Annotated in this window: 20 protein-coding genes; 15 read left to right on the forward strand and 5 right to left on the reverse strand. The window is 69.0% G+C overall.

Annotated features, from left to right (window positions below; all coding sequences use genetic code 11):
* The first annotated feature begins 6 nt into the window (after window positions 1-6).
* The 6 genes from infB (at window position 7) to egtD (ending at window position 8,549) form a co-directional block, all read left to right on the forward strand.
* Complete coding sequence (gene infB / locus VV02_RS12310) at window positions 7-3,003, forward strand: translation initiation factor IF-2 (protein ID WP_052591822.1); 2,997 nt, start codon at window positions 7-9, stop codon at window positions 3,001-3,003.
* A gap of 94 nt (window positions 3,004-3,097) precedes the next feature.
* Entirely contained in the window at window positions 3,098-4,189 is a 1,092-nt protein-coding gene (locus VV02_RS12315; protein ID WP_169787679.1) for an aminotransferase class V-fold PLP-dependent enzyme, read from the forward strand.
* A 155-nt stretch (window positions 4,190-4,344) separates the two neighbouring features.
* The gene (gene egtA, locus VV02_RS12320; protein WP_052591824.1) at window positions 4,345-5,613 is read left to right on the forward strand and encodes an ergothioneine biosynthesis glutamate--cysteine ligase EgtA; all 1,269 of its coding nucleotides are present in this window, start codon (window positions 4,345-4,347) and stop codon (window positions 5,611-5,613) included.
* Entirely contained in the window at window positions 5,606-6,868 is a 1,263-nt protein-coding gene (gene egtB, locus VV02_RS12325) for an ergothioneine biosynthesis protein EgtB (protein ID WP_052591825.1), read from the forward strand. Before egtA ends, egtB begins: the two co-directional genes overlap by 8 nt.
* Before the next feature lies 1 nt (window position 6,869).
* The gene (gene egtC, locus VV02_RS12330) at window positions 6,870-7,562 is read left to right on the forward strand and encodes an ergothioneine biosynthesis protein EgtC (RefSeq protein WP_052591826.1); all 693 of its coding nucleotides are present in this window, start codon (window positions 6,870-6,872) and stop codon (window positions 7,560-7,562) included.
* Window positions 7,563-8,549, forward strand: coding sequence for an L-histidine N(alpha)-methyltransferase (egtD, locus tag VV02_RS12335; protein WP_052591827.1), 987 nt, complete (start codon window positions 7,563-7,565; stop codon window positions 8,547-8,549). It begins immediately after the preceding gene.
* On the opposite strand, the gene VV02_RS12340 is transcribed toward egtD, so the two are convergent.
* Together VV02_RS12340 and VV02_RS12345 are read right to left on the reverse strand one after the other, a co-directional pair.
* Window positions 8,542-9,027 carry a DUF1203 domain-containing protein gene (locus VV02_RS12340; RefSeq protein ID WP_052591828.1) on the reverse strand — a complete coding sequence of 162 codons (486 nt, stop codon included), beginning with the start codon at window positions 9,025-9,027 and terminating at the stop codon, window positions 8,542-8,544. The genes egtD and VV02_RS12340 overlap by 8 nt on opposite strands.
* A gap of 73 nt (window positions 9,028-9,100) precedes the next feature.
* Window positions 9,101-10,489 (reverse strand): DHA2 family efflux MFS transporter permease subunit, encoded by a 1,389-nt coding sequence (locus tag VV02_RS12345; protein ID WP_083450115.1) that lies wholly within the window; start codon window positions 10,487-10,489, stop codon window positions 9,101-9,103.
* 55 nt (window positions 10,490-10,544) lie between these two features.
* Here VV02_RS12345 and VV02_RS12350 point away from each other — a divergent pair, with 55 nt between their 5' ends.
* From VV02_RS12350 to VV02_RS12385, 8 genes are all read left to right on the forward strand, one after another.
* Window positions 10,545-11,174 carry a TetR/AcrR family transcriptional regulator gene (locus VV02_RS12350; RefSeq protein ID WP_052591830.1) on the forward strand — a complete coding sequence of 210 codons (630 nt, stop codon included), beginning with the start codon at window positions 10,545-10,547 and terminating at the stop codon, window positions 11,172-11,174.
* Window positions 11,175-11,195: 21 nt separating this feature from the next.
* On the forward strand, window positions 11,196-12,221 hold the full coding sequence (locus VV02_RS12355; RefSeq protein ID WP_052591831.1) for a TRM11 family SAM-dependent methyltransferase: 1,026 nt from the start codon (window positions 11,196-11,198) through the stop codon (window positions 12,219-12,221).
* Between the two features lie 99 nt (window positions 12,222-12,320).
* The gene (rbfA, locus tag VV02_RS12360; protein ID WP_052591832.1) at window positions 12,321-12,830 is read left to right on the forward strand and encodes a 30S ribosome-binding factor RbfA; all 510 of its coding nucleotides are present in this window, start codon (window positions 12,321-12,323) and stop codon (window positions 12,828-12,830) included.
* Entirely contained in the window at window positions 12,827-13,759 is a 933-nt protein-coding gene (truB, locus tag VV02_RS12365; protein WP_052591833.1) for a tRNA pseudouridine(55) synthase TruB, read from the forward strand. Before rbfA ends, truB begins: the two co-directional genes overlap by 4 nt.
* Before the next feature lie 43 nt (window positions 13,760-13,802).
* Entirely contained in the window at window positions 13,803-14,753 is a 951-nt protein-coding gene (locus VV02_RS12370) for a bifunctional riboflavin kinase/FAD synthetase (RefSeq protein ID WP_052596911.1), read from the forward strand.
* A 95-nt stretch (window positions 14,754-14,848) separates the two neighbouring features.
* Complete coding sequence (locus tag VV02_RS12375; protein ID WP_052591834.1) at window positions 14,849-16,690, forward strand: AMP-dependent synthetase/ligase; 1,842 nt, start codon at window positions 14,849-14,851, stop codon at window positions 16,688-16,690.
* 59 nt (window positions 16,691-16,749) lie between these two features.
* The gene (locus VV02_RS12380; protein WP_052591835.1) at window positions 16,750-17,370 is read left to right on the forward strand and encodes a LysE family translocator; all 621 of its coding nucleotides are present in this window, start codon (window positions 16,750-16,752) and stop codon (window positions 17,368-17,370) included.
* Window positions 17,371-17,416: 46 nt separating this feature from the next.
* On the forward strand, window positions 17,417-19,372 hold the full coding sequence (locus tag VV02_RS12385) for a TIGR03960 family B12-binding radical SAM protein (protein ID WP_052596913.1): 1,956 nt from the start codon (window positions 17,417-17,419) through the stop codon (window positions 19,370-19,372).
* A 4-nt stretch (window positions 19,373-19,376) separates the two neighbouring features.
* Here VV02_RS12385 and VV02_RS12390 read toward each other — a convergent pair whose 3' ends face one another.
* Entirely contained in the window at window positions 19,377-19,982 is a 606-nt protein-coding gene (locus VV02_RS12390) for a TetR/AcrR family transcriptional regulator (RefSeq protein WP_052591836.1), read from the reverse strand.
* A gap of 37 nt (window positions 19,983-20,019) precedes the next feature.
* Here VV02_RS12390 and VV02_RS12395 point away from each other — a divergent pair, with 37 nt between their 5' ends.
* Window positions 20,020-20,700 (forward strand): nitroreductase/quinone reductase family protein, encoded by a 681-nt coding sequence (locus tag VV02_RS12395; protein ID WP_218917406.1) that lies wholly within the window; start codon window positions 20,020-20,022, stop codon window positions 20,698-20,700.
* Here the strand turns inward: VV02_RS12395 and VV02_RS12400 are convergent.
* Window positions 20,663-21,976: an FtsX-like permease family protein gene (locus VV02_RS12400; RefSeq protein WP_052591837.1), complete on the reverse strand. Its 1,314-nt coding sequence runs from the start codon at window positions 21,974-21,976 to the stop codon at window positions 20,663-20,665. The genes VV02_RS12395 and VV02_RS12400 overlap by 38 nt on opposite strands.
* Complete coding sequence (locus tag VV02_RS12405) at window positions 21,973-22,701, reverse strand: ABC transporter ATP-binding protein (protein ID WP_425412268.1); 729 nt, start codon at window positions 22,699-22,701, stop codon at window positions 21,973-21,975. Before VV02_RS12405 ends, VV02_RS12400 begins: the two co-directional genes overlap by 4 nt.
* Window positions 22,702-22,757: the final 56 nt, after the last annotated feature.

A 22,757-nucleotide genomic window follows, 5' to 3' on the forward strand; every position in this document is an offset into this window, starting at 1 on the left:
AGAAACGTGGCTAAGGTCCGGGTCCATGAGCTCGCCAAAGAGCTCGGAGTCGAGAGCAAGGAACTGCTCTCGTACTTGAAGGAGCAGGGAGAGTTCGTCAAGACGGCGAGCTCGACCATCGAGGCTCCTGTCGTTCGCAAGATCAAGGAAAACCCCCCGCCGTCGGCCAAGTCCGACGCGGCATCTTCGGCTGCCCCTGCCAAGGCAGCCCCCAAGCCCCCCGCCAAGAAGGCCGCCCCGGCGCCGGCGCCCAAGCCTGCTGCCGAGACTCCGGCACTGAAGGCTGCTGCGCCCGCACCGGTCACGCCCGCTGCGCCTGCACCTGCCGCGCCGGCAGCACCGGCTGCTGCGGCCGAGCCGGCTCGTCCTACGCCGTCGAAGGCTCCCGCCCCGGGACCCGCGAAGCCGGCGTCTGCTGCACCCAAGCCGGGTGCGAAGAAGGCTGCCCCGGCTACCCCCGAGGCTCCTGCGGCCGCTGCTGAGGCACCCGCTGCTGAGGCACCCGCTGTCGAGGCACCGTCCACGTCCGCGCCTGAGGCGCCGGCCGCTCGTGGCGGCGACGCACCCCGTCCAGGTGGCGCCCCGCGTCCCGCGACCCCGGGCCCGCGCCCGGCCGCGCCGGGTCCCCGCCCGGGCAACAACCCGTTCTCCTCCTCGCAGGGCATGCGTCGCGAGGGTGGTGGCGGCAACCCGCGTCCGGGCAATAACCCGTTCGCGACCAGCCAGGGCATGCCTCGCCCGGCCAGCGCTCGTGGCGGTGGTGGCGCGCCCGGTCAGGGCGGTCCCCGTCCTGCCGCTCCGCGTCCTGCCGGTCGCCCGGCCCAGGGTGGCGGCGGCCAGAGCGGTCCGGGCGGCCCCCGTCCTGCTGGTGGCGGCGGTGCCGGACGTCCGAACCCCGGCATGATGCCGGATCGTGCTGCAACGCCCCGTCCGGGCGAGCGTCCTGCTCGCCCCGGTGGCGGCCGTGGTGGTCCCGGTGGTGGCGGCGGCGCAGGCGGCGGTGGCTTCGCAGGCCGCGGCGGCTTCGGCGGTCGCCCCGGTGGCGGTCGTGGCCCTGGTGGTCGCGGCGGCACCCAGGGTGCGTTCGGTCGCGGTGGCGGCAAGGTCCGCGGTCGCAAGTCCAAGCGCGCGAAGCGCCAAGAGTTCGAGCAGATGTCAGCGCCCAGCCCGGGTGGCGTCACCGTTCCCCGCGGCAACGGATCCACCGTGGTGCGCGTTCGTCGCGGTGCGTCGCTGACCGACTTCGCCGACAAGATCGATGCCAACCCCGCCAGCCTGGTGACGGTGCTGTTCCACCTCGGTGAGATGGCCACCGCGACCCAGTCGCTGGACGAGGACACGTTCCGCCTGCTCGGTTCCGAGCTCGGTTACGACGTCCAGGTGGTCTCGCCGGAGGACGAGGAGAAGGAGCTGTTCAGCGCCTTCAACATCGACCTCGAGGCCGAGCTGGAGGGCGAGGGCGACGAGGAGCTCGAGGCGCGTCCGCCGGTCGTGACCGTCGTCGGCCACGTCGACCACGGTAAGACTCGCCTCCTGGACGCCATCCGCAACGCGGATGTCGCCGAGGGCGAGGCCGGTGGCATCACTCAGCACATCGGTGCCTACCAGGTCCACACCGACCACGAGGGCGTCGACCGCGCCATCACGTTCATTGACACCCCGGGTCACGAGGCCTTCACGGCGATGCGTGCCCGTGGTGCCAAAGTCACCGACATCGCGATCTTGGTCGTGGCGGCGGACGACGGCGTGATGCCGCAGACGATCGAGGCGCTCAACCACATGCAGGCGGCCGACGTGCCGATCGTGGTGGCCGTCAACAAGATCGATGTCGACGGGGCCAACCCGCAGAAGATCCGTCAGCAGCTGACCGAGTACAACCTGATCGCCGAGGAGTACGGCGGCGAGACGATGTTCGTCGACGTCTCCGCCAAGCAGGGTCAGAACATCGACGCGCTGCTCGAGGCCGTCCTGCTCACCGCGGACGCGGCGCTGGACCTGCGGGCCAACCCGGACAAGGACGCCCGCGGTGTCGCGATCGAGGCCAACCTCGACCGTGGTCGCGGTGCCGTCGCGACGGTGCTCGTGCAGTCCGGCACCCTGCGTGTCGGTGACGGCATCGTCGCCGGTGTGGCCCACGGTCGCGTTCGCGCCATGCTCGACGAGCATGGCAACAACGTGAAGGAGGCGACCCCGTCGCGTCCTGTCCAGGTCACCGGTCTCGCCTCGGTGCCGCGCGCTGGTGACACGTTCATCGTGGCTCCCGACGACCGCACGGCACGCCAGATTGCGGAGAAGCGTGGAGCTGCGGACCGTCAGGCGTCGCTGGCCAAGGCGCGCAAGCGGATCAGCCTGGAGGACCTCAACGACGCGCTTGCGGCGGGCAAGGTCGAGACTCTCAACCTGATCCTCAAGGGCGATGTGTCCGGTTCGGTCGAGGCGCTCGAGGACGCGTTGATGCAGATCGACGTGGGCGACGAGGTCGACCTGCGGATCATCGACCGTGGCGTCGGCTCGATCACGATGAACAACATCAACCTTGCGGTCGCCTCCAGCGCGGTGATCATCGGCTTCAACGTCCGTGCAGAGGGCCAGAACGCCGAGTACGCCGACAAGGAAGGTGTGGAGATCCGCTACTACGGCGTGATCTACCAGGCCATCGAGGAGATCGAGCAGGCTCTGAAGGGCATGCTCAAGCCGGAGTACGAAGAGGTCGAGCTCGGAACGGCGGAGATCCGCGAGATCTTCCGCTCCTCCAAGTTCGGCAACATCGCCGGTTCCATCGTGCGCTCGGGTGAGATCAAGCGCGGCACCAAGGCACGCATCACGCGTGACGGTGTCGTCGTGTCTGAGGGTGTCGAGATCGCTGGTCTGCGCCGGTTCAAGGATGACGTCACCGAGGTCCGCGAGGGCTTCGAGTGCGGTATCAACCTCGGGTCCTACAACGACCTGCAGCTGGGCGACCTCATTGCGACGTACGAGATGCGCGAGAAGCCTCGCGACTGATCGAGGTCCACGTAGCAGCACAAGGCCGCCCCCGGCGTACTCACTGAGTACGCCGGGGGCGGCCTTGTCGTGCCCGTTGCCTACGCTGGCCGGCGTGACGACGGAGACCCGGGCCATGACCGAACCTCTGCTCCACCTGCAGACCGCGGCGGCAGGACGTGCTTCTGAGGGCACGATCGCGTCGATGACCGACCATCTCGCGCTGGAGGCCTCGGTGGGCAGCTATCCCGCCCAGGCCGAGGCTGCACCCGTCCTGGAGCGGGCCTACCGCGACCTCGCTGGTCTGCTCGGAGTCGATGAAGACGGGGTGGCGTTGGTCGGGAGCGCCACTGATGCGCTGCGGACGCTGCTGATGACGTGGCCGCTGCCCAACGGTGCAGCTGTCGGCGTCGTCCCTGCGGAGTGGGGGCCCAATGTGGATGCGTTCATCCATCACGATCTCCGTCCGGTGCTGATGGACGTCGACGACCGCGGGGTCCTGGATCTCGACGCACTTCAGCGAACCCTGCGCAGCTCGCCGCCGGACGTTCTGCACCTCACGCACCTGGCTTCGCACCGCTGTGTGAGTCAACCGGTGGTTGAGGCCATCGCCCTGTGCCGGTCGGCGGGCGTCACGGTCTGGGTCGATGCCGCCCAGTCGCTGGGGCACCTCGACACGGCGTTCGGCGCAGACGCCGCCTACGCACCAGGCCGCAAGTGGCTCGCTGGCCCGCGCGGCCTGGGCATCCTGGCCGTCCGAGCATCGGCCCGCGACCAGCTCACGCCGTTTCGCACCCGCACCGATGCGGACCTGTCGACCATCGAGGCACTGCGCAAGGGGGAGCGGCCGGTGGCAGCCCAGGTCGGCCTCGCCCACGCCGTCCGCGAGCACGTCCAAGCCGGTCCGTCCGAACGACGTGCCGCTCTCGCAGCGGCGGGCGCGCGACTACGCCAGGTGATGCGGGACGTTCCCGGCTGGGCGGTCGCCGATCCGCTCGACGCCGTCGGGGCGATCGTGGGTCTCCGACCGACTGACGGGCAGGACGTCGAGGCGGTGCAGCGCCGCTTGGCGCGCGATCACCGAATCTTGGTGACGGCATGTCTGCCATGGCGTTCAGCCGAGATCAGCGAACCCCTTCTACGACTGGCTCCGGCCGCCGCGCTCACCGCCGACGAGATGGGCTGTCTGACCTCGGGGTTAGGCTGACGGCAAGCCGGCTCTGGCCGGTCGAGCACGACCTGGTTGCGGTCCCTTGCCCGGGCCCGCGCACAGCCAGGAGCACGACGAGGACGGCCTGACGGGCCGCCCCCGCACCGACCCGCGGTCGTCATTGACGACCGGTCCGGACCAGGAGGGGGCGGATGACCGCGCCACGTTTTTCATCGAGCCTTGACCACGATCTGACCGATCCGTTGCTCACCGCCGATCCGGTGGAGGCAGCACGCCACTACCTCACTGAGAGTGCCTTCACCGCGGGCCCGGTTGGCCGGGTCGGGCTCGAGCTCGAGCTGCACCTGATCGACCTCCACCATCCAGGTCGTCGTCCGCAGTGGGACCAGGTGCAGCGCCTTGTCGCCGCGCTTCCGGTCATGCCGTCCGGCAGCGCGATCACGGTCGAGCCTGGCGGTCAGCTGGAGCTGTCGACGCCGCCCGAGCCCGATGTCGCCGCCGCGGTCCGGTCGCTGGCCGCGGATCGGTCGGTGCTGGCGACCGCACTGAGCGAGGCAGGCTACGGCGGGGCGCCGCTCGGCACTGATCTCGCGCGGAGACCGCAGCGCATCAACCCCGCCCCGCGCTACCGCGCGATGGAGGAGCACTTCAGCGCGCTCGGGTGCGCGCCCGCGGCCAGCCACATGATGACCTCGACGGCCGCGCTCCAGGTCAATCTCGATGCCGGTCCTGCGCACGGGTGGGCGCAGCGACTCGATCTGGCGCACCTGCTCGGGCCGGTCATGATTTCGCTCTCCTCCACCTCTCCCTATGTGGGCGGCGCGACCTCGGGCTGGCACTCCATGCGACAGGCCGCCTGGTTGGGGCTGGATCCTGCTCGTACCAAACGGTTTTCGTCGTCTGACCCCGATGGCGCGTGGGCGTCGTACGCACTCGCCGCGCCGGTCATGGCGGTCCACGACGGCGCGACGACGACCGGAGTGACCGAGCGAGTGTCGTTCGAGGACTGGCTGAGCGGTCTCGGGCCCGTGACCCGCGAGCCGCGCCTTGAGGACCTGGACTTCCACATCAGCACGCTGTTCCCACCGGTGCGGCCACGTGGCTACCTCGAGCTGCGCTACCTCGATGCGCTGCCCGACCAGTGGTGGCCCGCGGTCGCAGGCGTCGTCGCCACGCTGATGGACGATCCGACGGCGGCCGACCTCGCTGCTGACGCGTGCGAACCGGTGAGAGACGTCTGGCAGACCGCAGCTCGCGATGGCCTGGGCGACCGTGCCCTTCGCCGCGCGGCCCTGACGTGCCTGGAGATCGCGGCAGCGCACGGCCCGCCAAGCCTGCGTGCCCCGGTGGAGGAGCTGGCCGATCTGACCGCGTCGGGTCACAGCCTGAGCGACGTGATCCGCCGCCGTGTCGAGTCCGATGGTCCGATCCGAGTTCTCCAGGAGGAGTCCCATGCGTGAGTCCGTCGCCCGCGGCCTCGAAGCCGCTCGAGTGCGTACCCATCGTCTGACCGAGTTCGAGGACTCGGCGCTGACCACCCAGCACCACCGGCTGATGAGCCCGCTGGTCTGGGACCTCGCGCACATCGGTCAGCAGGAGGACCTCTGGCTGCTGCGTGGCGGCAACTCGGCGTGCCAGGGGTTGCTGTCCGCCAAGGTCGAGGGCTTGTACGACGCGTTCGAGCATCCGCGCGCGGAGCGGGTCTCGCTGCCTCTCCTCACTCCCCAGGAGTCGCGCGCGTTCATCGGCGACGTGCGCGGCCGGGTCCTGGACCAGCTCGAGAGCGCCGATCCGGAGCGGCTGTTTCCCTACGTGATGGTGGAGCAGCACGAGCAGCAGCACGTCGAGACGATGCTCGCGACTCACCAGCTGCGAGACGGCGAGCCGCTCCTCGGCGCTGGTGCCGCCCTACCGAGTGGGCGAGTGCTGCCGAGTGACTCAGTCCTCGTGCCGGCCGGCGAGTTCGTCCTCGGCGTGGACGGCGATGACGAGCCGTGGTCCCTGGACAACGAGCGCCCGGCCCACCGTGTCGAGCTGCCGGCCTTTCGGATCGGGCGCGTTCCGGTCACCAATGCCGAGTGGCAGCTGTTCATCGACGCCGGTGGCTACGACGAGCGGCGCTGGTGGTCCGAGCCGGGCTGGGTCCACCGGCTCGAGGCGGGTCTGCAGCGCCCCCAGTTCTGGTTGCCTGACGGCTCGCGGCTGCGCTTCGGCGCGGTCGAGGAGATCCCGACAGATGAGCCGGTGCAGCACGTGTCCTACTGGGAGGCGCAGGCGTACGCCTCCTGGGCCGGGGCGCGCCTACCCACTGAGCAGGAGTGGGAGAAGGCGTGTGCCTGGGATCCCGTTCTCTGCCGGCGCCGTCGCTGGCCGTGGGGTGACCAGCCGTGGACGCCCGACCTCGCCAACCTCGGCGGTGATGGCCTGCGTCCGGCCCCGGTGGGCGCCTACCCAGGCGGCGCGTCGGCCTATGGCGTGGAGCAGATGATCGGCGACGTCTGGGAGTGGACGTCCTCGCAGTTCGAGGCCTGGCCGCAGTTCCGGCCGATGCTCTATGCCGACTACAGCCAGCCGTTCTTCGGCGGCGACTTCCGGGTCCTGCGAGGTGGCTCGTGGGCGGTCGGCGGAGCGAGCATCCGACCGTCGTTCCGCAACTGGGACCTGCCGGTGCGCCGGCAGATCTTCAGCGGCGTACGACTCGCCTGGGACGCCTGAGATGTGCCGTCACCAGGCGTGGCTGGGTGAGGAGCGGTCGGTGGACTCGCTCGTCCTCGCGCCGGAGCACGGTCTGCTGCGGCAGTCCTATCAACCTCGCCGGCAGAAGCGGGGCCTGCTCAACGCCGACGGCTGGGGCGTGGGGCTGCACGTCCCCGATGTCGACCAACCCGTGCGATGGCGGTCCTCGCGGCCTCTGTGGTCGGACGCCTCGTTCGCCTCAGTCGCACCCGTGCTGTTCGCGCGGTGCGTCCTCGCCGCCGTGCGCTCGGCCACGGTCGGCATGCCGCTGGACGAGACAGCAGCCGCGCCGTTCACCGACGGTCATTGGTTGCTCTCGCACAACGGCCGTGTCGACCGCACGGCGCTGCCGACCACGCGCGACGCCGAATCCGTATGCGATTCAGCGGTTCTCGCGGCTCACGTCTTCGCCGAGGGCGTCGACAACGTGACCGAGACCGTACGGCGGGTGGCTCGGCGCGCACCCGACGCCACCCTCAACCTGCTGCTCACCGACGGCTCACGCGTCCTCGGCGTGACCTGGGGTGACCCGCTCAGCTATCTGGTCGACGACCTCGGTGTCGTCGTTGCCAGCGAGCCCTACGACGACGACCCGCGATGGGTCGACGTCCCTGACCACCACCTGATCGAGGTGACCCCGAGTGGGGTCGCCGTGACCGTTCTGGAGGACTGAATGTCCACGCTCGATGTCTCCGTCCATCTCGACCCGACGTCACTCGCCGCTCAGATGGCCGACGATGTGCGTGATGGCCTCACGCGCATCCCCAAGGTGCTGCCGCCGAAGTACTTCTACGACGCACGCGGTAGCGAGCTGTTCGACCGGATCACGCGCCTGCCCGAGTACTACCCGACCCGCACTGAGCGCGCGATCCTGCTCGAGCGCGTCGGTCAGATCGCGGCCTTCACGGGTGCGACGACGCTCATGGAGCTCGGCTCGGGGACCTCGGAGAAGACTCGTCTGCTGCTACAGGCGCTGCGCGATGCGGGCACGCTCGACCGGTTCGTCCCGTTCGACGTCGATCCGGCCGTCCTGGCCGACGCGAGTGTGGCCGTCAGCGCCGAGTTCGACGGTCTCACGGTGGAGCCGGTGGTCGGTGACTTCGAGAAGCACCTCGGTGAGCTGCCGCGTGAGGGGCGCCGGCTGCTGGCGTTCCTCGGCTCGACGATCGGCAACCTCGACCGCGAGCAGCGCTCGTCATTCCTCGCTGAGGTGCGTGACACCCTGACCGACGGCGACGCCTTTCTGCTCGGCACCGACCTGGTGAAGGACGAAGGTCGCCTGGTGGCTGCGTACGACGATGCCCAGGGCATCACGGCTGAGTTCAACGCCAACGTGCTGCAGGTCCTCAACCGCAGCCTCGACGCCGACTTCGACCCGGGTGCGTTTGCCCACCGCGCGCTGTGGGACCCCGAGGAGGAGTGGATCGAGATGCGGCTGGAATCCTTGCGCGACCAGCAGATTCGCATCGGGGACCTCGACCTGGACGTGACCTTCACGCGCGGCGAGCAGATGCGTACGGAGATCTCGGCGAAGTTCCGTCGCGAGGGCATCACCCGCGAGCTGGCCGCGGCCGGCCTGCAGGTCGTGCACTGGTGGACCGATCCGCGTGAGGACTTCGCGCTGTCCATCAGCGTGCCGGTGGCTCGGGACCTCAGGTGAGCGGTGCCTCGCCCGATCGAGTGACGCGGTACGTGAAGCACTGCGCGGTGAGGGACCGTACGTGGACCTCGGCTCGTGCGGGGTCCGCCAGCAGGTCCTCGAGCAGGGGTTCGAGATCTGCGTCGGGCTCGGCCACGACGATCCCGTCGTAGTCGAGCGAACCGTCCGCGCGATAGCTGCGCAGCACCTTCGAACCGATGCGCATCGCCTCCGGCAGGCCGGGGGAGTCGTAGCCGTCACAGGGCGTCGCGTGGACGAACACCGGACCGACCTCGGCCCAGGGGGAGGGGCCTTGCAGTGGGGCGTAGGAGATCAGCGCGATCTCCTCGGTGAGCTCGCTCTGACGCAGGCAGCAGCGCAGCGGGAACGTCTCCTCGTGGCGCTGGGGCCGCAGTGTGTTGCCGCGCTGGTCGAGGCCGGAGTGCCAGATGGCCTTCATGTCATCGGTCGGGATGGCGTACGCCTGGATCGTCGTCATGAGATCAGCCTTGCGCCCCGGCGCCGAGACGTCTGGCAGGAATCGGACGTCTCGTTGCCGGGGCGGCAGTCAGTCAGGCGGTCGGCGCCCCGGGGAGTCGGCGAGCGAGCATGCCCATCGCCAGCGCAGCGACGGTGAGCATCCCGAACAGCACGGTGAACGGGTCGTCCAGTGAGCGGGCGAGCAGGAAGCCGAGCACGGTGACCGCGAGAGACGCGGCCAGCTGGACCGTGATGAACAACGCCGTGGTGCCCTGCGCGGCCTTCTCGGGTGCGAGCGTCCGGTAGACGCTGGAGAAGGTCGGCGCGGCCACGCAGCCGAAGGCGAGACCGGCCAGGGCGAGCAGCCCCAGCAGCAGGGGCAGCGGCCAGGAGTCGTGGACCAGCATGAGCAGGACCATCGGCACCGCGAGCGTGAGACCGCCCGCCTGGACTAGTGGGCGTGGCCCGATCCGGTCACTGATCCTGGCGGAGCCCGCCATCGAGATCAGCAGCCCGGCGCCCAGCGCCGTCACCAGGACGCCCTGTGACAAACCCTCCAACCCGAACCGCTGCTCGCCGAGCAACGGCAGACCGGCCAGCATCGAGTACATCGTGAAGCCCACCATCGCCATCACCAGGAGCGCTCCGGCAAAGGAGGGTATGGCGAGCAGGCGTACATCGAGGACAGGTGCACTGGTCCGCAGTGCGTGTGCGACGTAGCCGAGGAGCATGGCCGCCCCGACCACGGCGAGCGCCACCACAACAGCGCCGGGCGCACCTTCGCCCCAGCGGTTCACGGCGAGCAGGATGAGTACGAATCCCGGTGACAGCAAAGCGATTCCGCGAAGATCGGCGCGCAGACCGGCGTGTGCGCCGCCGGTGCGGGGGAGGGTTCGCAACGCGGCTGCCAGGACGAGCAGACCGAGCGGAAGGTTGACGAGGAAGATCCCGCGCCACCACCCGTTGCCGGCCAGCGCACCGCCGAAGAGCGGACCGACGACCGGGGCGATGTTGATGATCAGCGACAGGAGGCCCATCACCCTGCCGACGTGCTCGCGCGGTGCGGCGGCCGCCACGATCGCGAGGGAGGCCGGCTCTAGCAGGCCACCACCGAAGCCTTGCACTGCGCGGAAGGCGATCAAGCTCTCGACAGACCAGGCCAGACCTGAGAGCCCTGACCCGAGGACGAACACGGCGAGGCCGACCAGGAAGATCCGGCGGCCGCCGAAGCGGTCGGTCGCCCATCCGACCAGCGGCAGAGCGAGTCCGGCCGCGATGAGATAGCCGGTCGTCGTCCAGACGATGCTCGAGACGGAGGCGTCCAGGCTGCCTTGCAGGTCCTTCAGTGCCGCGGTCACGGCGGTGCCGTCGAGGACGGCCATGAAGGCGGCGGCCGCCATCGCGGCGACAAGAACGATCGTGGTCCGGTCGAGGCGCGTCGGCCCAGACTCCTGCTCGAGTTCAGTTGCGTTAACTGTCATAGATCAAAACTAAACTGAACGGTTTGGTTTACGCAAGTGCCGTACGATGCAAACCATGAGTACCGCACCGGCACGGCCTCGACTCGTCACCGACCGTCGACAGCGCATCCTCGACGCTGCAGGGCCGGTCTTCGCTGAGCACGGCTACGAGCGCTCAAGCGTTGACGCGATCGCCAAGGCGGCCCAGGTGTCGAAGCCGACGATCTACAGCCACTTCGGTGGCAAGGAGCAGCTGTTCCGCATCTGGGTCGGCGAGGTTGCGCGCCAGACGACCGAGGACGCCGTGCGCGCCGTGCAGGCGATCGATGTGACTCCCAAGAAGTGGCGTGCGTCCCTGGTTGGGGCAACGACCGACCTCGTCGTCGCGTGGCACACCGAGTGCGCCGCCTCCCTCGCGCGGATCGCCAATGCCGAGGTCGGGCGCGACCCTGAGATCTTCACCGTGCTGCGAGAGTCAGCTCACGACCCGGTGATCGAGGCGCTCGCGGGCCGGCTCGCGATGCTGGGCAACGCGGGACACCTCACGGTCCCGGACCCGGTGCTCGCAGCCAAGCAGCTGATCGCCCTGGCGCGTACCGAGCTCGACGACATCAGCGAGTTCGGCACGAAGCCGGCCCCGGTCACCGTCGTGCGCCGGGTGGTCAAGGTCGGCGTCGAGACGTTCCTGCTTGCCTACGCGGCCTGAGCGGGCTGCGACAATCCTCGGATGACCGAGCTGCTCGTCCTCGTCTCGCCGTCCGCCAACCGGGTGTACGCCGACGTCGCCCCCCAATTGATGGTCGCCGAGATTCGTTGCCTGGCAACGGGATTCATTGATAGCGAGGTCGAGGTCGAGGCCACGGAGATCGCGGGCGTCGCCTACCTCAGCGTCCGAGCGGACGACCTCGGTCCGTCCGGCGTGCGTGCGCTGTCCAACCTGTCGGCAGTGCACGCGCTGTTCGAGCGAGAAGGCGAGCTGTTGCGCCCAGTCGCGCTGGATCGCGTCGACACCTATCCGAGCGACCTGCTCACCATCCAGAAGTACCCCGGCAAGACCAACGAGCAGCTCACCCGGCTGCTCCTCAACGTCACGGCAGCCGCAACGGCCCGGCCCCAGCGCCTGCTGGACGGCTCGCTCGACGTCCTGGACCCGATGTGTGGCCGCGGTACGACCCTCAACGTCGCGATGACGTACGGCCTGGATGTGACCGGCGTCGACATCGACAAGAAGGACCTGGAGTCGTACGAGACGTTCATCAAGACCTGGCTGCGACAGCACCGGTTCAAGCACACCGTCGAGGCGGGCGCCCTCCGTACCGGTGGCCAGCTGCGTGGCCGTCGCCTGGACATCGAGGCGGCACCGACCAAGGAAGCCTTCAAGGCGAAGGCCACCCAGCGGGTGACCTACCTCGGCACCGACACCACCGACCTCGCCGGCCTCCTGCGCGCCGCGACGTTCGACGTCGTGGTGACCGACACCCCGTACGGCGTCCAGCATGGCTCCCACGGTGACCGTATCGCCCGAAACCCGTTGGCACTGCTGGATGCTGCGCTCCCGGAGTGGGTCCGGGTGCTGCGCACGGGCGGGGCGGTCGGTATGTCGTACAACAGGCACGTCGCCAAACCTGGCGCTCTCGCCGATCTGCTGGTGGAGCACGGTCTCGATGTTGTCGGTGATCCCGATGACCAACGCTTCCGCCACCGTGTGGATGCATCGATCGACCGTGACATCATCGTGGCGCGCAAGACCTGAGGGCACCTACGTCCACGCCGCGACTGGCGTGGACGTCGGGTCGTCGCAGATCGCCTAGTGTTGACAGGCGCTGGAGCCCAATCGAACGCAGGAGGAGCCATGGCCGACCCGGCACGTGCCCGCAAGGTCGCTGAGCGAATCAAGGCACTCGTGGCCAAGTACCTCGAGTTCCGTCTGAAGGACGAGCGGCTCGGCTTCGTCACGGTGACCGACGTACGCGTCACCGGTGACCTCCAGCACGCCTCGGTCTTCTACACCGTGTTCGGTGACGACGACGAGCGGGCTGCCACAGCGGCGGTGCTCGAGGAGCACAAGGGACGCATCCGGTCGGCGGTCGGCAAGGGTCTCGGGATCCGGCTGACCCCGTCGCTGGAGTTCATCCCCGACGCGATCCCGGAGGGTGCTGCGCACCTCGAGGACGCGTTGCGCACCGCCCGCGAGCGGGACGCCGAGCTGGCCCAGGCCGCCTCCGGTGCGACCTTCGCCGGTGATGCCGACCCCTACCGCAAGCCTGCCGACGACGACGACGAGGCCGAGCCTGCGACGCCGACCGGAGGAGGAGGCGCGGCGCAAGGACTCAGTCACGAGGCTGGCAGCGCGCCCGAATGACCGAGGACTCGGCCAAACAAGTCAACGACGGGCTGTTGATCGTCGACAAGCCGGCGGGCTGGACCAGCCATGACGTCGTCGCACGCACTCGGCGTCTGGCCGGCACCCGCCGGGTCGGGCACGCCGGGACGTTGGACCCGATGGCTACCGGCGTGCTCGTGCTCGGCCTCAACCGCGCCACCAAGCTGCTGACGTTCCTGGTGGGTTGCGACAAGACCTACACCGCGACGATCCGGCTCGGGCAGGCCACGCTCACCGACGACGCCGAGGGCGAGGTCACCAGGACCGCCGATGTCCGTGATGTCGACCCGGCCGCCGTGGTCACCGAGATCGATCGGCTCACCGGGCCGATCGAGCAGGTACCCAGCGCGGTCAGTGCGATCAAGATCAAGGGCGTGCGCTCCTACACCCGGGCTCGTGAGGGCGAGGATGTGGACCTGCCGGCGCGTCCGGTCACAGTGCATCGCTTCGATCTCCTGGCCGAGAGGTGGATCGACCTGGAGGGCCTACGAGTCCTCGACCTGGACGTCGAGGTCGAGGTCAGCTCGGGCACTTACGTGCGAGCTCTGGCGCGGGACCTCGGCGCCGCGCTCGGTGTCGGCGGCCATCTCACGGCGCTTCGCCGCACGAGTGTGGGTCGGTTCGGGATCGAGGAGGCACACAGCCTCGACGCGTTGATCGAGCAGGTGGACGCCGGTGTGCCGCTGCCGGTCATCCCGATGGCGCAGGCCGCCCGCAACCAGATGGACGTTCGCGAGGTCAGCGAGTCCGAGGCCGTGGATCTGCGGCACGGCAAGCGGCTGCCGGCAGGCACCGCGCATCGCGACGTCGTCGCCGCGGTCTCCGGCGAGGACCTGGTCGCCATCCTCGACGAGTCCGACCGGCTGGCCCGCTCGCACGTTGTGTTTCCTGTGGCCGAGCCCACCTGAGGTGCCCGCTCATGTGCCGTACGACGCCAGTAGAGTGGCCGCCGTGCTCCGCCTGACCGACCTGTCCGAGGTCCCCGACAGCTTCGGGCCCACTGTCGTCACGCTGGGCAACTTCGACGGGGTCCACCGTGGCCACGCGTCGGTCCTCTCGGCAGTGGTCGAGCAGGCTCGCAGCCGAGGTGCGAAGGCTGTCGCCGTGACCTTCGACCCGCATCCGTTGGCCGTCTTGTATCCCGACCGGGCACCGGCTGTCATCACCAGCACGGCGGACCGGCTCGACCTCCTGGAGCAGACCGGTCTCGACGCGGTGCTGCTGATGCCGTTCACCCGTGAGCTCGCAGCGCAGACGCCGGAGGAGTTCGTCAAGAGCACCTTCGTGGACGGGTTGCAGGCGGTGGCCGTGATCGTCGGCAAGGACACCCGCTTCGGGGTCAAGAACTCCGGCGACATCACCACGTTGCGTGAGCTCGGCGAGCAGTACGGCTTCGAGGTGATGACCCTCGAGGACGTCGGCACCGACCACCGCTGGTCCTCGACCGAGGTCCGCGCGCTGATCGCCGACGGCGACGTGACCCGTGCGACTCAGATCCTCGGCCGCCCGCACCACGTGTCCGGCACCGTCGTCAAGGGCCTGCAGCGCGGTCGCGAGCTGGGCTTTCCGACGGCCAACCTCTCTCAGGACTCCAGCGGTCTGGTGCCCGGCGACGGGGTCTACGCCGGGTGGCTGGTCCGCCACGGCCTGGCCGAGACCGATCTGGAGCACCGGATGCCGGCCGCCATCTCGGTGGGCACCAACCCGACGTTCGACAACGTGGCCCGCACCGTGGAGGCGTACGTCCTGGATCGCGACGACCTCGAGCTCTACGGCGAGCGGGTGAGTGTGGAGTTCATCCAGCGGCTGCGCGGCAACGACCGGTTCGAGTCGATCGAGGACCTCGTTGAGCAGATTGCTCGCGATGTGGACACGGCCAGGACCCTGCTGCAGCCTTCCTGACGAAGGTCAGACACCGTTTTGGTGACCACGTAGTAACAAGGGCATGGCGGCTGGCATGCTTACGCCAGCCGGACCGACCACGCAGGAGAGTTCCCATGGTGATGTCGCTCAAGGACGAGCAGCACGATCAGTCCGTGATCGACGGCCGCGCGCGGTCCGTCGCCCACTTGTTCGTCGACCGGGTGGCCAAGTCACCCGACGAGAAGGCCTTCGGTCATCCCGTGGGCGAGGAGTGGCACTGGCTGACCTGGGCACAGGTCGACGAGCGCGTACGCCGTATCGCAGCCGGGCTGGTCTCGTTGGGTCTGCAGCCGCAGGACCGAGCAGCCATCGCGGCGAGCACTCGCCTCGAGTGGGCGCTCACCGACCTCGGTGTGATGCTCGCTGCGGGCGCGACCACCACGATCTACCCGACGAGCACGGCCGAAGACGTGATGCACATCGTCAGTGACTCCGGCAGCCGGGTCGTCTTTGCCGAGGGCGACGCTCAGCTCGAGAGCCTGCGCGCGGGACGTGACCAGGCCCCCGACGTGATCAAGGTCGTGACGTTCGACGGTGAGGCCGATGGGGACTGGGTCATCACGCTCGCGGACCTTGAGGAGCTCGGCGCCACTCTGCTGACCGAGCAGCCTGAGGTGCTCGAGGAGCGGATCGAGGGCATCCAGGCCGATGACCTCAGCACCCTCATCTACACCTCCGGCACGACCGGGCGGCCCAAGGGCGTACGCCTGGCGCACGCGGCCTGGACCTACGAGGCTGCCGCCGTCGACTCGGCCCACCTGCTGGACCGGGACGACCTGCAGTTCCTGTGGCTGCCGCTCGCGCACGTCTTCGGCAAGGTGCTGCTGACCCTGCCGCTGCAGATCGGTTTCCCCACCGCGATCGACGGTCGGGTCGACAAGATCATCGACAACCTGCCGGTCATCAAGCCGACCTGGATGGGTGCCGCCCCCCGCATCTTCGAGAAGGTCTACGGCCGCATCACCACGATGATGGCCGACGAGGGCGGCGTGAAGGCCAAGATGTTCGACTGGGCCAGCGGGGTGGCCACCGAGGCATCCACGGTCCGCGATGACGGCAAGAAGCCTGGCGGTCTGCTCGGCATCAAGTACTCCGTGGCCGACAAGCTGGTCCTGGGCAAGATCCGCGACCGCTTCGGTGGACGCGTGCGCTTCTTCATCTCCGGCTCGGCGGCGCTCAACCCCGATGTGGCGCGGTGGTTCGACGCCATGGGCCTGCCGATCATGGAGGGCTACGGCATGACCGAGACGAGCGCCGCGTCGTTCGTCAACCGTCCTTACCCAGGCGCCAACAAGATCGGCACCGTGGGCTGGCCGCTGCCCGGCACCGAGGTCAAGATCGCCGAGGACGGCGAGATCCTCATCAAGGGCCCCGGCGTGATGCAGGGCTACCGCGGGCTCGACGACGCCACGGCGGAGACGCTCAAGGACGGCTGGTTGCACACCGGTGACATCGGTGAGCAGCTGCCGACCGGTCACCTCAAGATCACCGACCGCAAGAAGGACCTCTTCAAGACCTCCAACGGCAAGTACGTCGCGCCGAGCGTCATCGAGTCCCTCTTCAAGGGCATCTGCCCCTACGCCTCGCAGCTGGTGATCGAGGGCGACGGGCGCAAGTTCGTCTCAGCTCTGGTGACGCTGGACGAGGAGAGCATCAAGGAGTGGGGCGAGCACCACGATCTGAAGGGCGCCGACTACCAGACGATCGTGTCCTCGGACGCCTGCCGCGAGATGGTGCAGGGCCACATCGACGAGCTCAACAGCAAGCTCAACCGCTGGGAGCAGATCAAGCGCTTCATCATCCTGCCGCGCGACCTGACGGTCGAGGACGGCGAGATCACGCCGAGCCTCAAGCTCAAGCGCAAGGTCGTGACAGGCAAGTACCAGGCCGAGCTCGACTCGCTCTACACCGACTGACGAGGTTCACGTCGCAAACTCGCTGGAGCCGTGACGGGGGCGAGATCTAGCCTGGTCGTATGAGCCAGTACCTCGCCTTCGTCGCGTTCGCCGCGATGCTGGCGCTCGCGCCCGGTCCCGACTCGCTGCTGACGCTGCGCAATACCGTCGTCGGCGGACGTGCACGGGGCTTCGCCACCCTCCTCGGGATCAGCGCGGCGAGCGCCGTGCAGGGTTTGTTGGTCGCGACGGGACTGAGCGCGCTGCTGGTCCGTGCCGAGCAGGTGTTCTTGGTCGTGAGATGGGCGGGCGTGCTGTACCTGCTCTACCTCGGCATCAGTGCCCTGCGTGCTGCCTGTCGGCGTCATGGGCCGGGCTGGGAGGCATCAGAACGTCGTGCAGTCGGCGGCCGGTGGGTGGTGATCCGGCAGGGCTTCCTGTGCAACATCACCAATCCCAAGGTGCTGATGTTCAACCTTGCGGTGCTGCCGCAGTTCGTCGGCTCGGACGCGGGCTGGTCGGTCCTCGTGGCGTACGCGTTCACGCTCATGGCGATCGGTTCGGTGGTCCTGGTCGTCGTCGTCCTCGCCGCTGACGCCGCGGGCCGATGGCTCCGTCGTAGCAGGGTGCGGCGACTGGTCGATGCCGGCACGGGTCTGGTGATGCTGGGCTTCGCGGGTGGTCTCGCTGCAGAACGCTGAGTCCGAGGATTCGGCAGCGTTCGTTGTCGGCCGTACCCTTGCAGGCATGCCCGGAGAGTCGCTGTTCCATGAGCTCGAACCGCTGCTGGAGTCGGTGAGCAAACCGATCCAGTACGTCGGCGGCGAGCTCAACAGCACCGTCAAGGACTGGCAGTGCGGGGGCTACGGTCCCGACGGCCAGGAGCTGACGACCCGCTGGGCACTGATGTACCCCGATGCCTACGAGGTCGGCGTACCCAACCAGGGCGTCATGATCCTCTACGAAGTCCTCAACGAGCGCGACGATGCGTTGGCTGAGAGAACGTACGCCGTCTGGCCCGACATGGAACAGGCCATGCGGACTGCGGGTGTCGCCCAGTTCACCGTCGACGGCCACCGCAGCATCCGTGACTTCGACGTGCTCGGTATGTCGTTCTCGACCGAGCTCGGCTACACCAACATGCTGACCGCGCTCGATCTCGGCGGCATCCCTCTGCACGCCGTGGACCGCACCGATGAGGACCCGATCGTGCTCGCCGGCGGTCACGCCGCCTTCAATCCCGAGCCGATCGCCGACTTCATCGACGCAGCCGTCATCGGCGACGGTGAGCAGGCCGTCCTGACGATCACTGAGCTGATCAAGGCCTGGAAGTCCGAGGGCCGACCGGGCGGTCGAGCTGAGCTGTTGCTCCGCCTGGCACGCACCGGAGGGGTCTATGTGCCGTCGCTGTACGACGTCGCTTACCTGCCGGACGGCCGCATCCAGCGCGTCGCGCCGAGTGCCGACGCTGCCGGGGTGCCGTGGCGGGTGTCCAAGCACACCGTCATGGACCTGGACGAGTGGCCTTACCCGAAGCAGCCTCTGGTGCCGCTGGCCGAGTCGGTACACGAGCGGATGTCGGTCGAGATCTTCCGTGGCTGCACTCGTGGCTGCCGCTTCTGCCAGGCCGGCATGATCACCCGCCCGGTGCGTGAGCGTTCGATCACCGGCATCGGCGAGATGGTCGAGAAGGGTTTGGCCGCAACGGGATTCGAGGAGGTCGGCCTGCTGTCGCTGTCGTCGGCGGACCACTCCGAGATCGCCGAGGTCACCAAGGGTCTGGCCGATCGCTACGAAGGCACGCAGACCGGTCTGTCGCTGCCGTCGACGCGGGTCGACGCCTTCAACATCGACCTGGCCAACGAGCTCACCCGCAACGGCCGCCGCTCTGGTCTGACGTTCGCCCCCGAGGGTGGCTCGGAGCGCATCCGCAAGGTCATCAACAAGATGGTCTCCGAGGACGACCTCATCCGGACGGTGGCGGCGGCATACGGCGCGGGCTGGCGGCAGGTGAAGCTCTACTTCATGTGCGGCCTGCCGACGGAGACCGACGAGGACGTCCTTCGGATCGCCGATCTCGCCAAGCGCGTCATCGATACTGGCCGAAAGGTCAGTGGCCGCAGGGACATTCGCTGCACCGTGTCCATCGGCGGGTTCGTGCCCAAGCCGCACACTCCGTTCCAGTGGTGCGCCCAGCTGGGCGCGGAGGAGACAGACGAGCGGCTCCAGAAGCTCAAGGACGCGCTGCGCTCCGACAAGCGCTACGGATCGGCGATCGGGCTGCGCTACCACGACGGCGAGCCCGGCATCGTCGAAGGCCTGCTGTCCCGCGGTGACCGCCGGGTGGGCCGGGTGATCGAGACGGTCTGGCGCGAGGGGGCCCGCTTCGACGGCTGGAGCGAGCACTTCTCCTACGACCGCTGGATGCGCGCTGCGGATGCCGCGTTCGCCGGCGAGACGGTCGATGTCGCTTGGTACACCACGCGTGAGCGCGGCGAGTCCGAGGTGCTGCCCTGGGACCACCTCGACTCGGGCCTCGACAAGGACTGGCTCTGGGAGGACTGGCAGGACTCGCTCGATGAGACCGAGGTCGAGGACTGCCGCTGGACGCCGTGCTTCGACTGCGGCGTCTGCCCGCAGATGAACACCGAGATCCAGGTCGGGCCGACCGGCAAGAAGCTCCTGCCCCTGTCGGTGGTCTGACCCCTCAGGGGAGCAGCCGAGCCAGGTATCGGTCGAGCAGCCGCGACGCTCGCCCCGGGTCGGCACCGATCGGATTGCTCACCACATCGAAGGCCAACCCGTCGGCCACGGCGAGCAGCAGCTCGGCGTCGGCTCGAGGGTTGAGCGGAGGGCCGGCGGCAGGGCCGCGTCCAGCAGACCGGGCGCGCTGCAGGGCTTCGGTGAGCCCGTCGAGCAACCGCCCTTGGAGGTCCTGCTGCACCTGAGCGAGCTGGTTGGAGGTTGCCGCTCGGGCTGCGAAGGCGAGGTAGACCCGTACCTCCGCCTCCCGGGTCGCGTCGAGGGGCAGCAGCTGGCGCAGCACCGCGGTGAGGTTCCGTCGTACGTCCTCGCCCAGCCGGACGGCCGCAAGTCGGGCCTCGGTCGCCGCGATCACCTGCTCGAACGCCGCGACGAGCATGTCGTCCTTGGTGGGGAAGTGGTGCTGAACCGCGCCGATGGACATGCGTGCGGCGGTGGCGACCTCGCGCACGCTGGCGTGCTCGAGTCCTCGATCGGCGATGACGTGGAGTACGGCATCCGCAAGTCGGGTCCGGGTGTCGACCTTGGTAGGTGTCCGGTCTGCAGTCACGCGCCTACCATACATACGTATGGGACAATACAAACGTATGGGAAGAGCGCACTCCGCACGGCGCGCGGTCGTGCCACTGCTGATCGCGTCGACTGTGATGGCCGCGCTTCAGTGGTTTCAGCTCGTGGCCTTCGGCGGAGGTTCGGCCACTCCGCTGGTCTACACGCTGGTTCTTGTCGTGAATGTCGTTGTGACGCTTGCATTTCCGCGTGTGAAGTGGCACCTCGTGCGGGCTCTCCAGAAGTACGTCGTCAACCCGCCGGTGCGTCTGCTGCTGCACCTCGGTCTCATGCCTCTCGGCTATGCGCTCATCGAGACCCGCGGCCGGGTGACGGGTCGACCACGTCGTACGCCGGTGGGCAACGGTCGGGTGGGTGACGTCTTCTGGGTGGTTGCCGAGCACGGCGAGCGGGCGGGCTATGTGCGCAACGTCAGGTCCGATCCGCGGGTGCGGCTACGGATGCGAGTCGGTTGGCGGTTCCGCTGGGTGGAGGGCTGGGCGACACTGCATCCCGAGCTCGATCCGGCCCAGGTCCAGCGGCGCCTCTCGGCCTGGCATCCGTTGCGGGCGTTCAACGCGATGCAGGTTCAGGTGCTGGGTTCTGACCTGCTGGTCGTACGCATCGATCTGGCGCCGACCGGCCAGGGCGAGCGCGCGCCTGTCCGGCCAGCGGCCGCACTCAGCCCCGGGCCGCCTCACGGACGAGCGGTCCGGTGAGGCGTACGGCTGCGACCATGACCAGAGCGCTGACGACAACGGCCACCACGGTCCAGGCCACCGTCGCAGCACCCACGGTGGCGATCGTCGGAAGGATGATCAGCGCGGTCATCGATCCGGCGATGACCACCGTCAGGATGAGCGGCAGCGTCGTCTCTCGCCGGGACGTGGCGACCAGCAGCTCCGGGTCGGCGCCGGCGAGCGCCATGCCGCGCAGCTCGCGCCGCCGGTCGATCACTCGGGCCGCCTGGACCACTCCGGTCGAGGTCGCCGCGATGACCGCGATGATGGCCAGCGTCACGAACGCTCCGGTACGCATGTCCTCACCGAGGAATGGCGACTCGCCATCTGCGCTGGGCGTGTCGGCAAGGGTGCCGCCGACTCCGGCGACGATGATGCCGAGACCCAGCGCCCCGACAGAACGCCATGCAGCGCGCGGGTCGTCGACGATCCGACGGGCGGCCAGCAGCGTCTGCGGGCCGCGTGCGAGTCGCGCCACGAGCCGGCCGAGCAGCATCATCACGAACGGTCCGATGACGTTGATCACCGCAACGATGCCGGCGAGCAGCACCATGACGACCGCGGCGCCCATCTGACCCAGCCCGCTCCCGACCGACATCCAGACGACGACCGCTCCGATCGTGCCGAGGACCCGCACCACGCTCAGGCGAGGCGGCGTCTGTCGGGCAGCCACGCCGAGAGGGCTGATGGCGACCCGTCGTAGGCCGACGAGTCCCGACACCACCGCGAGGTTGACGACGGCGAGGACGTCCAGGGGCAGCCACCACCACGGCACGATCAGCTCGGAGATCTCGAACGCACGGCCCTCGAAGGGGATTCGCGAGAGCAGGGGCACCAGCGCGGCGTACAGCCCGACGCCGGTGAGCGCACCCCACAGCGCCAGACGTCCGGACTCCGCGACAGTGATCGTGCTGACCTGGCTGCGCGTGGCGCCGACGAGGCGAAGCGCCGCTAGCCGCTGGTCACGACGGCCGACCGTCAGGCGAGCAGCCACACCGCCGAGGGTGAGGACGGGCGCCACGAGCATCCCGGCCGCGCAGTAGGCGAGGAGGACGTAGGTCTGGCCGTTGAAGTCGTTGGGGTCTGGGTGTCGCACAGAGAACGCGTGGACGCCTGCGACCGTGATGAGCAGCGCTGCGCTGGTCACTGCGAAGGCGAGGACGGCCAGGCGGTTCGGCAACGCATTGGTGCCCTGGGTGAGGCGTTCGGCGCGACGGCCGACTCTGATGGCAGCCAGCGTGGGTGACTCGCTCATCGCCGCTCCTCCCCGATGATCTGACCGTCGCGCATCGTGATGGTGCGGTGGCACCAGGCGGCGACGCCGGCGTCGTGGGTCACGAGCACGAGCGAGGCACCCAGCTGATGGGTCAGGCCGGTGAGGTGCTGCATGACCTCGGCGCCGGTGCGCTGGTCAAGCGCGCCGGTCGGCTCGTCGGCGAAGACGACGCGAGGCTGTCCGACGAGCGATCGCGCGATGGCGACGCGCTGAGCCTGGCCGCCCGAGAGCTCACCTGGCCGGCGTCGCTCCAGGCCGGCGAGACCGAGCGGGGCGAACAGGGCGCCGGCACGATCCTCGGCATCCCGGCGGGGCGTACCTCCGAGCATGAGGGGGAGCGCGACGTTCTCGATCGCCGGCAGCTCCGGGAGCAGCTGTCCCGACTGGAAGACGAAGCCGAAGGTCTCCCGGCGCAGGCGGGTGCGCTCGGCGTCGGAGGCGCCACTCACATCGGCTCCGTCGAGGGAGACCTGGCCGCCGTCCGGCTGCAGGACTCCGGCGAGCAGGTGCAGCAGCGTCGTCTTGCCCGAGCCGGACGGGCCCATGACGGCGACCGCCTCACCCGGTTGGACGACGACGGTGACGCCCCGCAGCGCGGGCGGACTCTCCTGAGCGGAGGCGTACGACTTGGTCAGGTTGGCGCCCATCAGTCCGGTCACGAGGTGGGCCTGTGGGGGAGCGGGATACGGCATCGCAGTGGTCATGAACCCAGGCTGTCGAGATCGCCCCCTCGAGTCGTCCGCCCGCGGGCCGGACCGGG

The organism is Luteipulveratus mongoliensis, from assembly GCF_001190945.1.
GTDB classification, from domain to species: Bacteria; Actinomycetota; Actinomycetes; order Actinomycetales; family Dermatophilaceae; genus Luteipulveratus; species Luteipulveratus mongoliensis.

What these genes read in the sequence shown, in the direction of transcription:
- egtA (WP_052591824.1), top strand. Translation starts at nt 4,345, where the DNA reads ATGACCGCGCCACGTTTTTCATCGAGCCTTGACCACGATCTGACCGAT.
- egtB (WP_052591825.1), top strand. Translation starts at nt 5,606, where the DNA reads ATGCGTGAGTCCGTCGCCCGCGGCCTCGAAGCCGCTCGAGTGCGTACC.
- egtC (WP_052591826.1), top strand. Translation starts at nt 6,870, where the DNA reads ATGTGCCGTCACCAGGCGTGGCTGGGTGAGGAGCGGTCGGTGGACTCG.
- egtD (WP_052591827.1), top strand. Translation starts at nt 7,563, where the DNA reads ATGTCCACGCTCGATGTCTCCGTCCATCTCGACCCGACGTCACTCGCC.
- VV02_RS12340 (WP_052591828.1), bottom strand. Translation starts at nt 9,027, where the DNA reads ATGACGACGATCCAGGCGTACGCCATCCCGACCGATGACATGAAGGCC.
- VV02_RS12345 (WP_083450115.1), bottom strand. Translation starts at nt 10,489, where the DNA reads ATGACAGTTAACGCAACTGAACTCGAGCAGGAGTCTGGGCCGACGCGC.
- VV02_RS12350 (WP_052591830.1), top strand. Translation starts at nt 10,545, where the DNA reads ATGAGTACCGCACCGGCACGGCCTCGACTCGTCACCGACCGTCGACAG.
- VV02_RS12355 (WP_052591831.1), top strand. Translation starts at nt 11,196, where the DNA reads ATGACCGAGCTGCTCGTCCTCGTCTCGCCGTCCGCCAACCGGGTGTAC.
- rbfA (WP_052591832.1), top strand. Translation starts at nt 12,321, where the DNA reads ATGGCCGACCCGGCACGTGCCCGCAAGGTCGCTGAGCGAATCAAGGCA.
- truB (WP_052591833.1), top strand. Translation starts at nt 12,827, where the DNA reads ATGACCGAGGACTCGGCCAAACAAGTCAACGACGGGCTGTTGATCGTC.
- VV02_RS12375 (WP_052591834.1), top strand. Translation starts at nt 14,849, where the DNA reads ATGGTGATGTCGCTCAAGGACGAGCAGCACGATCAGTCCGTGATCGAC.
- VV02_RS12380 (WP_052591835.1), top strand. Translation starts at nt 16,750, where the DNA reads ATGAGCCAGTACCTCGCCTTCGTCGCGTTCGCCGCGATGCTGGCGCTC.
- VV02_RS12385 (WP_052596913.1), top strand. Translation starts at nt 17,417, where the DNA reads ATGCCCGGAGAGTCGCTGTTCCATGAGCTCGAACCGCTGCTGGAGTCG.
- VV02_RS12395 (WP_218917406.1), top strand. Translation starts at nt 20,020, where the DNA reads ATGGGAAGAGCGCACTCCGCACGGCGCGCGGTCGTGCCACTGCTGATC.
- VV02_RS12400 (WP_052591837.1), bottom strand. Translation starts at nt 21,976, where the DNA reads ATGAGCGAGTCACCCACGCTGGCTGCCATCAGAGTCGGCCGTCGCGCC.
- VV02_RS12405 (WP_425412268.1), bottom strand. Translation starts at nt 22,701, where the DNA reads ATGACCACTGCGATGCCGTATCCCGCTCCCCCACAGGCCCACCTCGTG.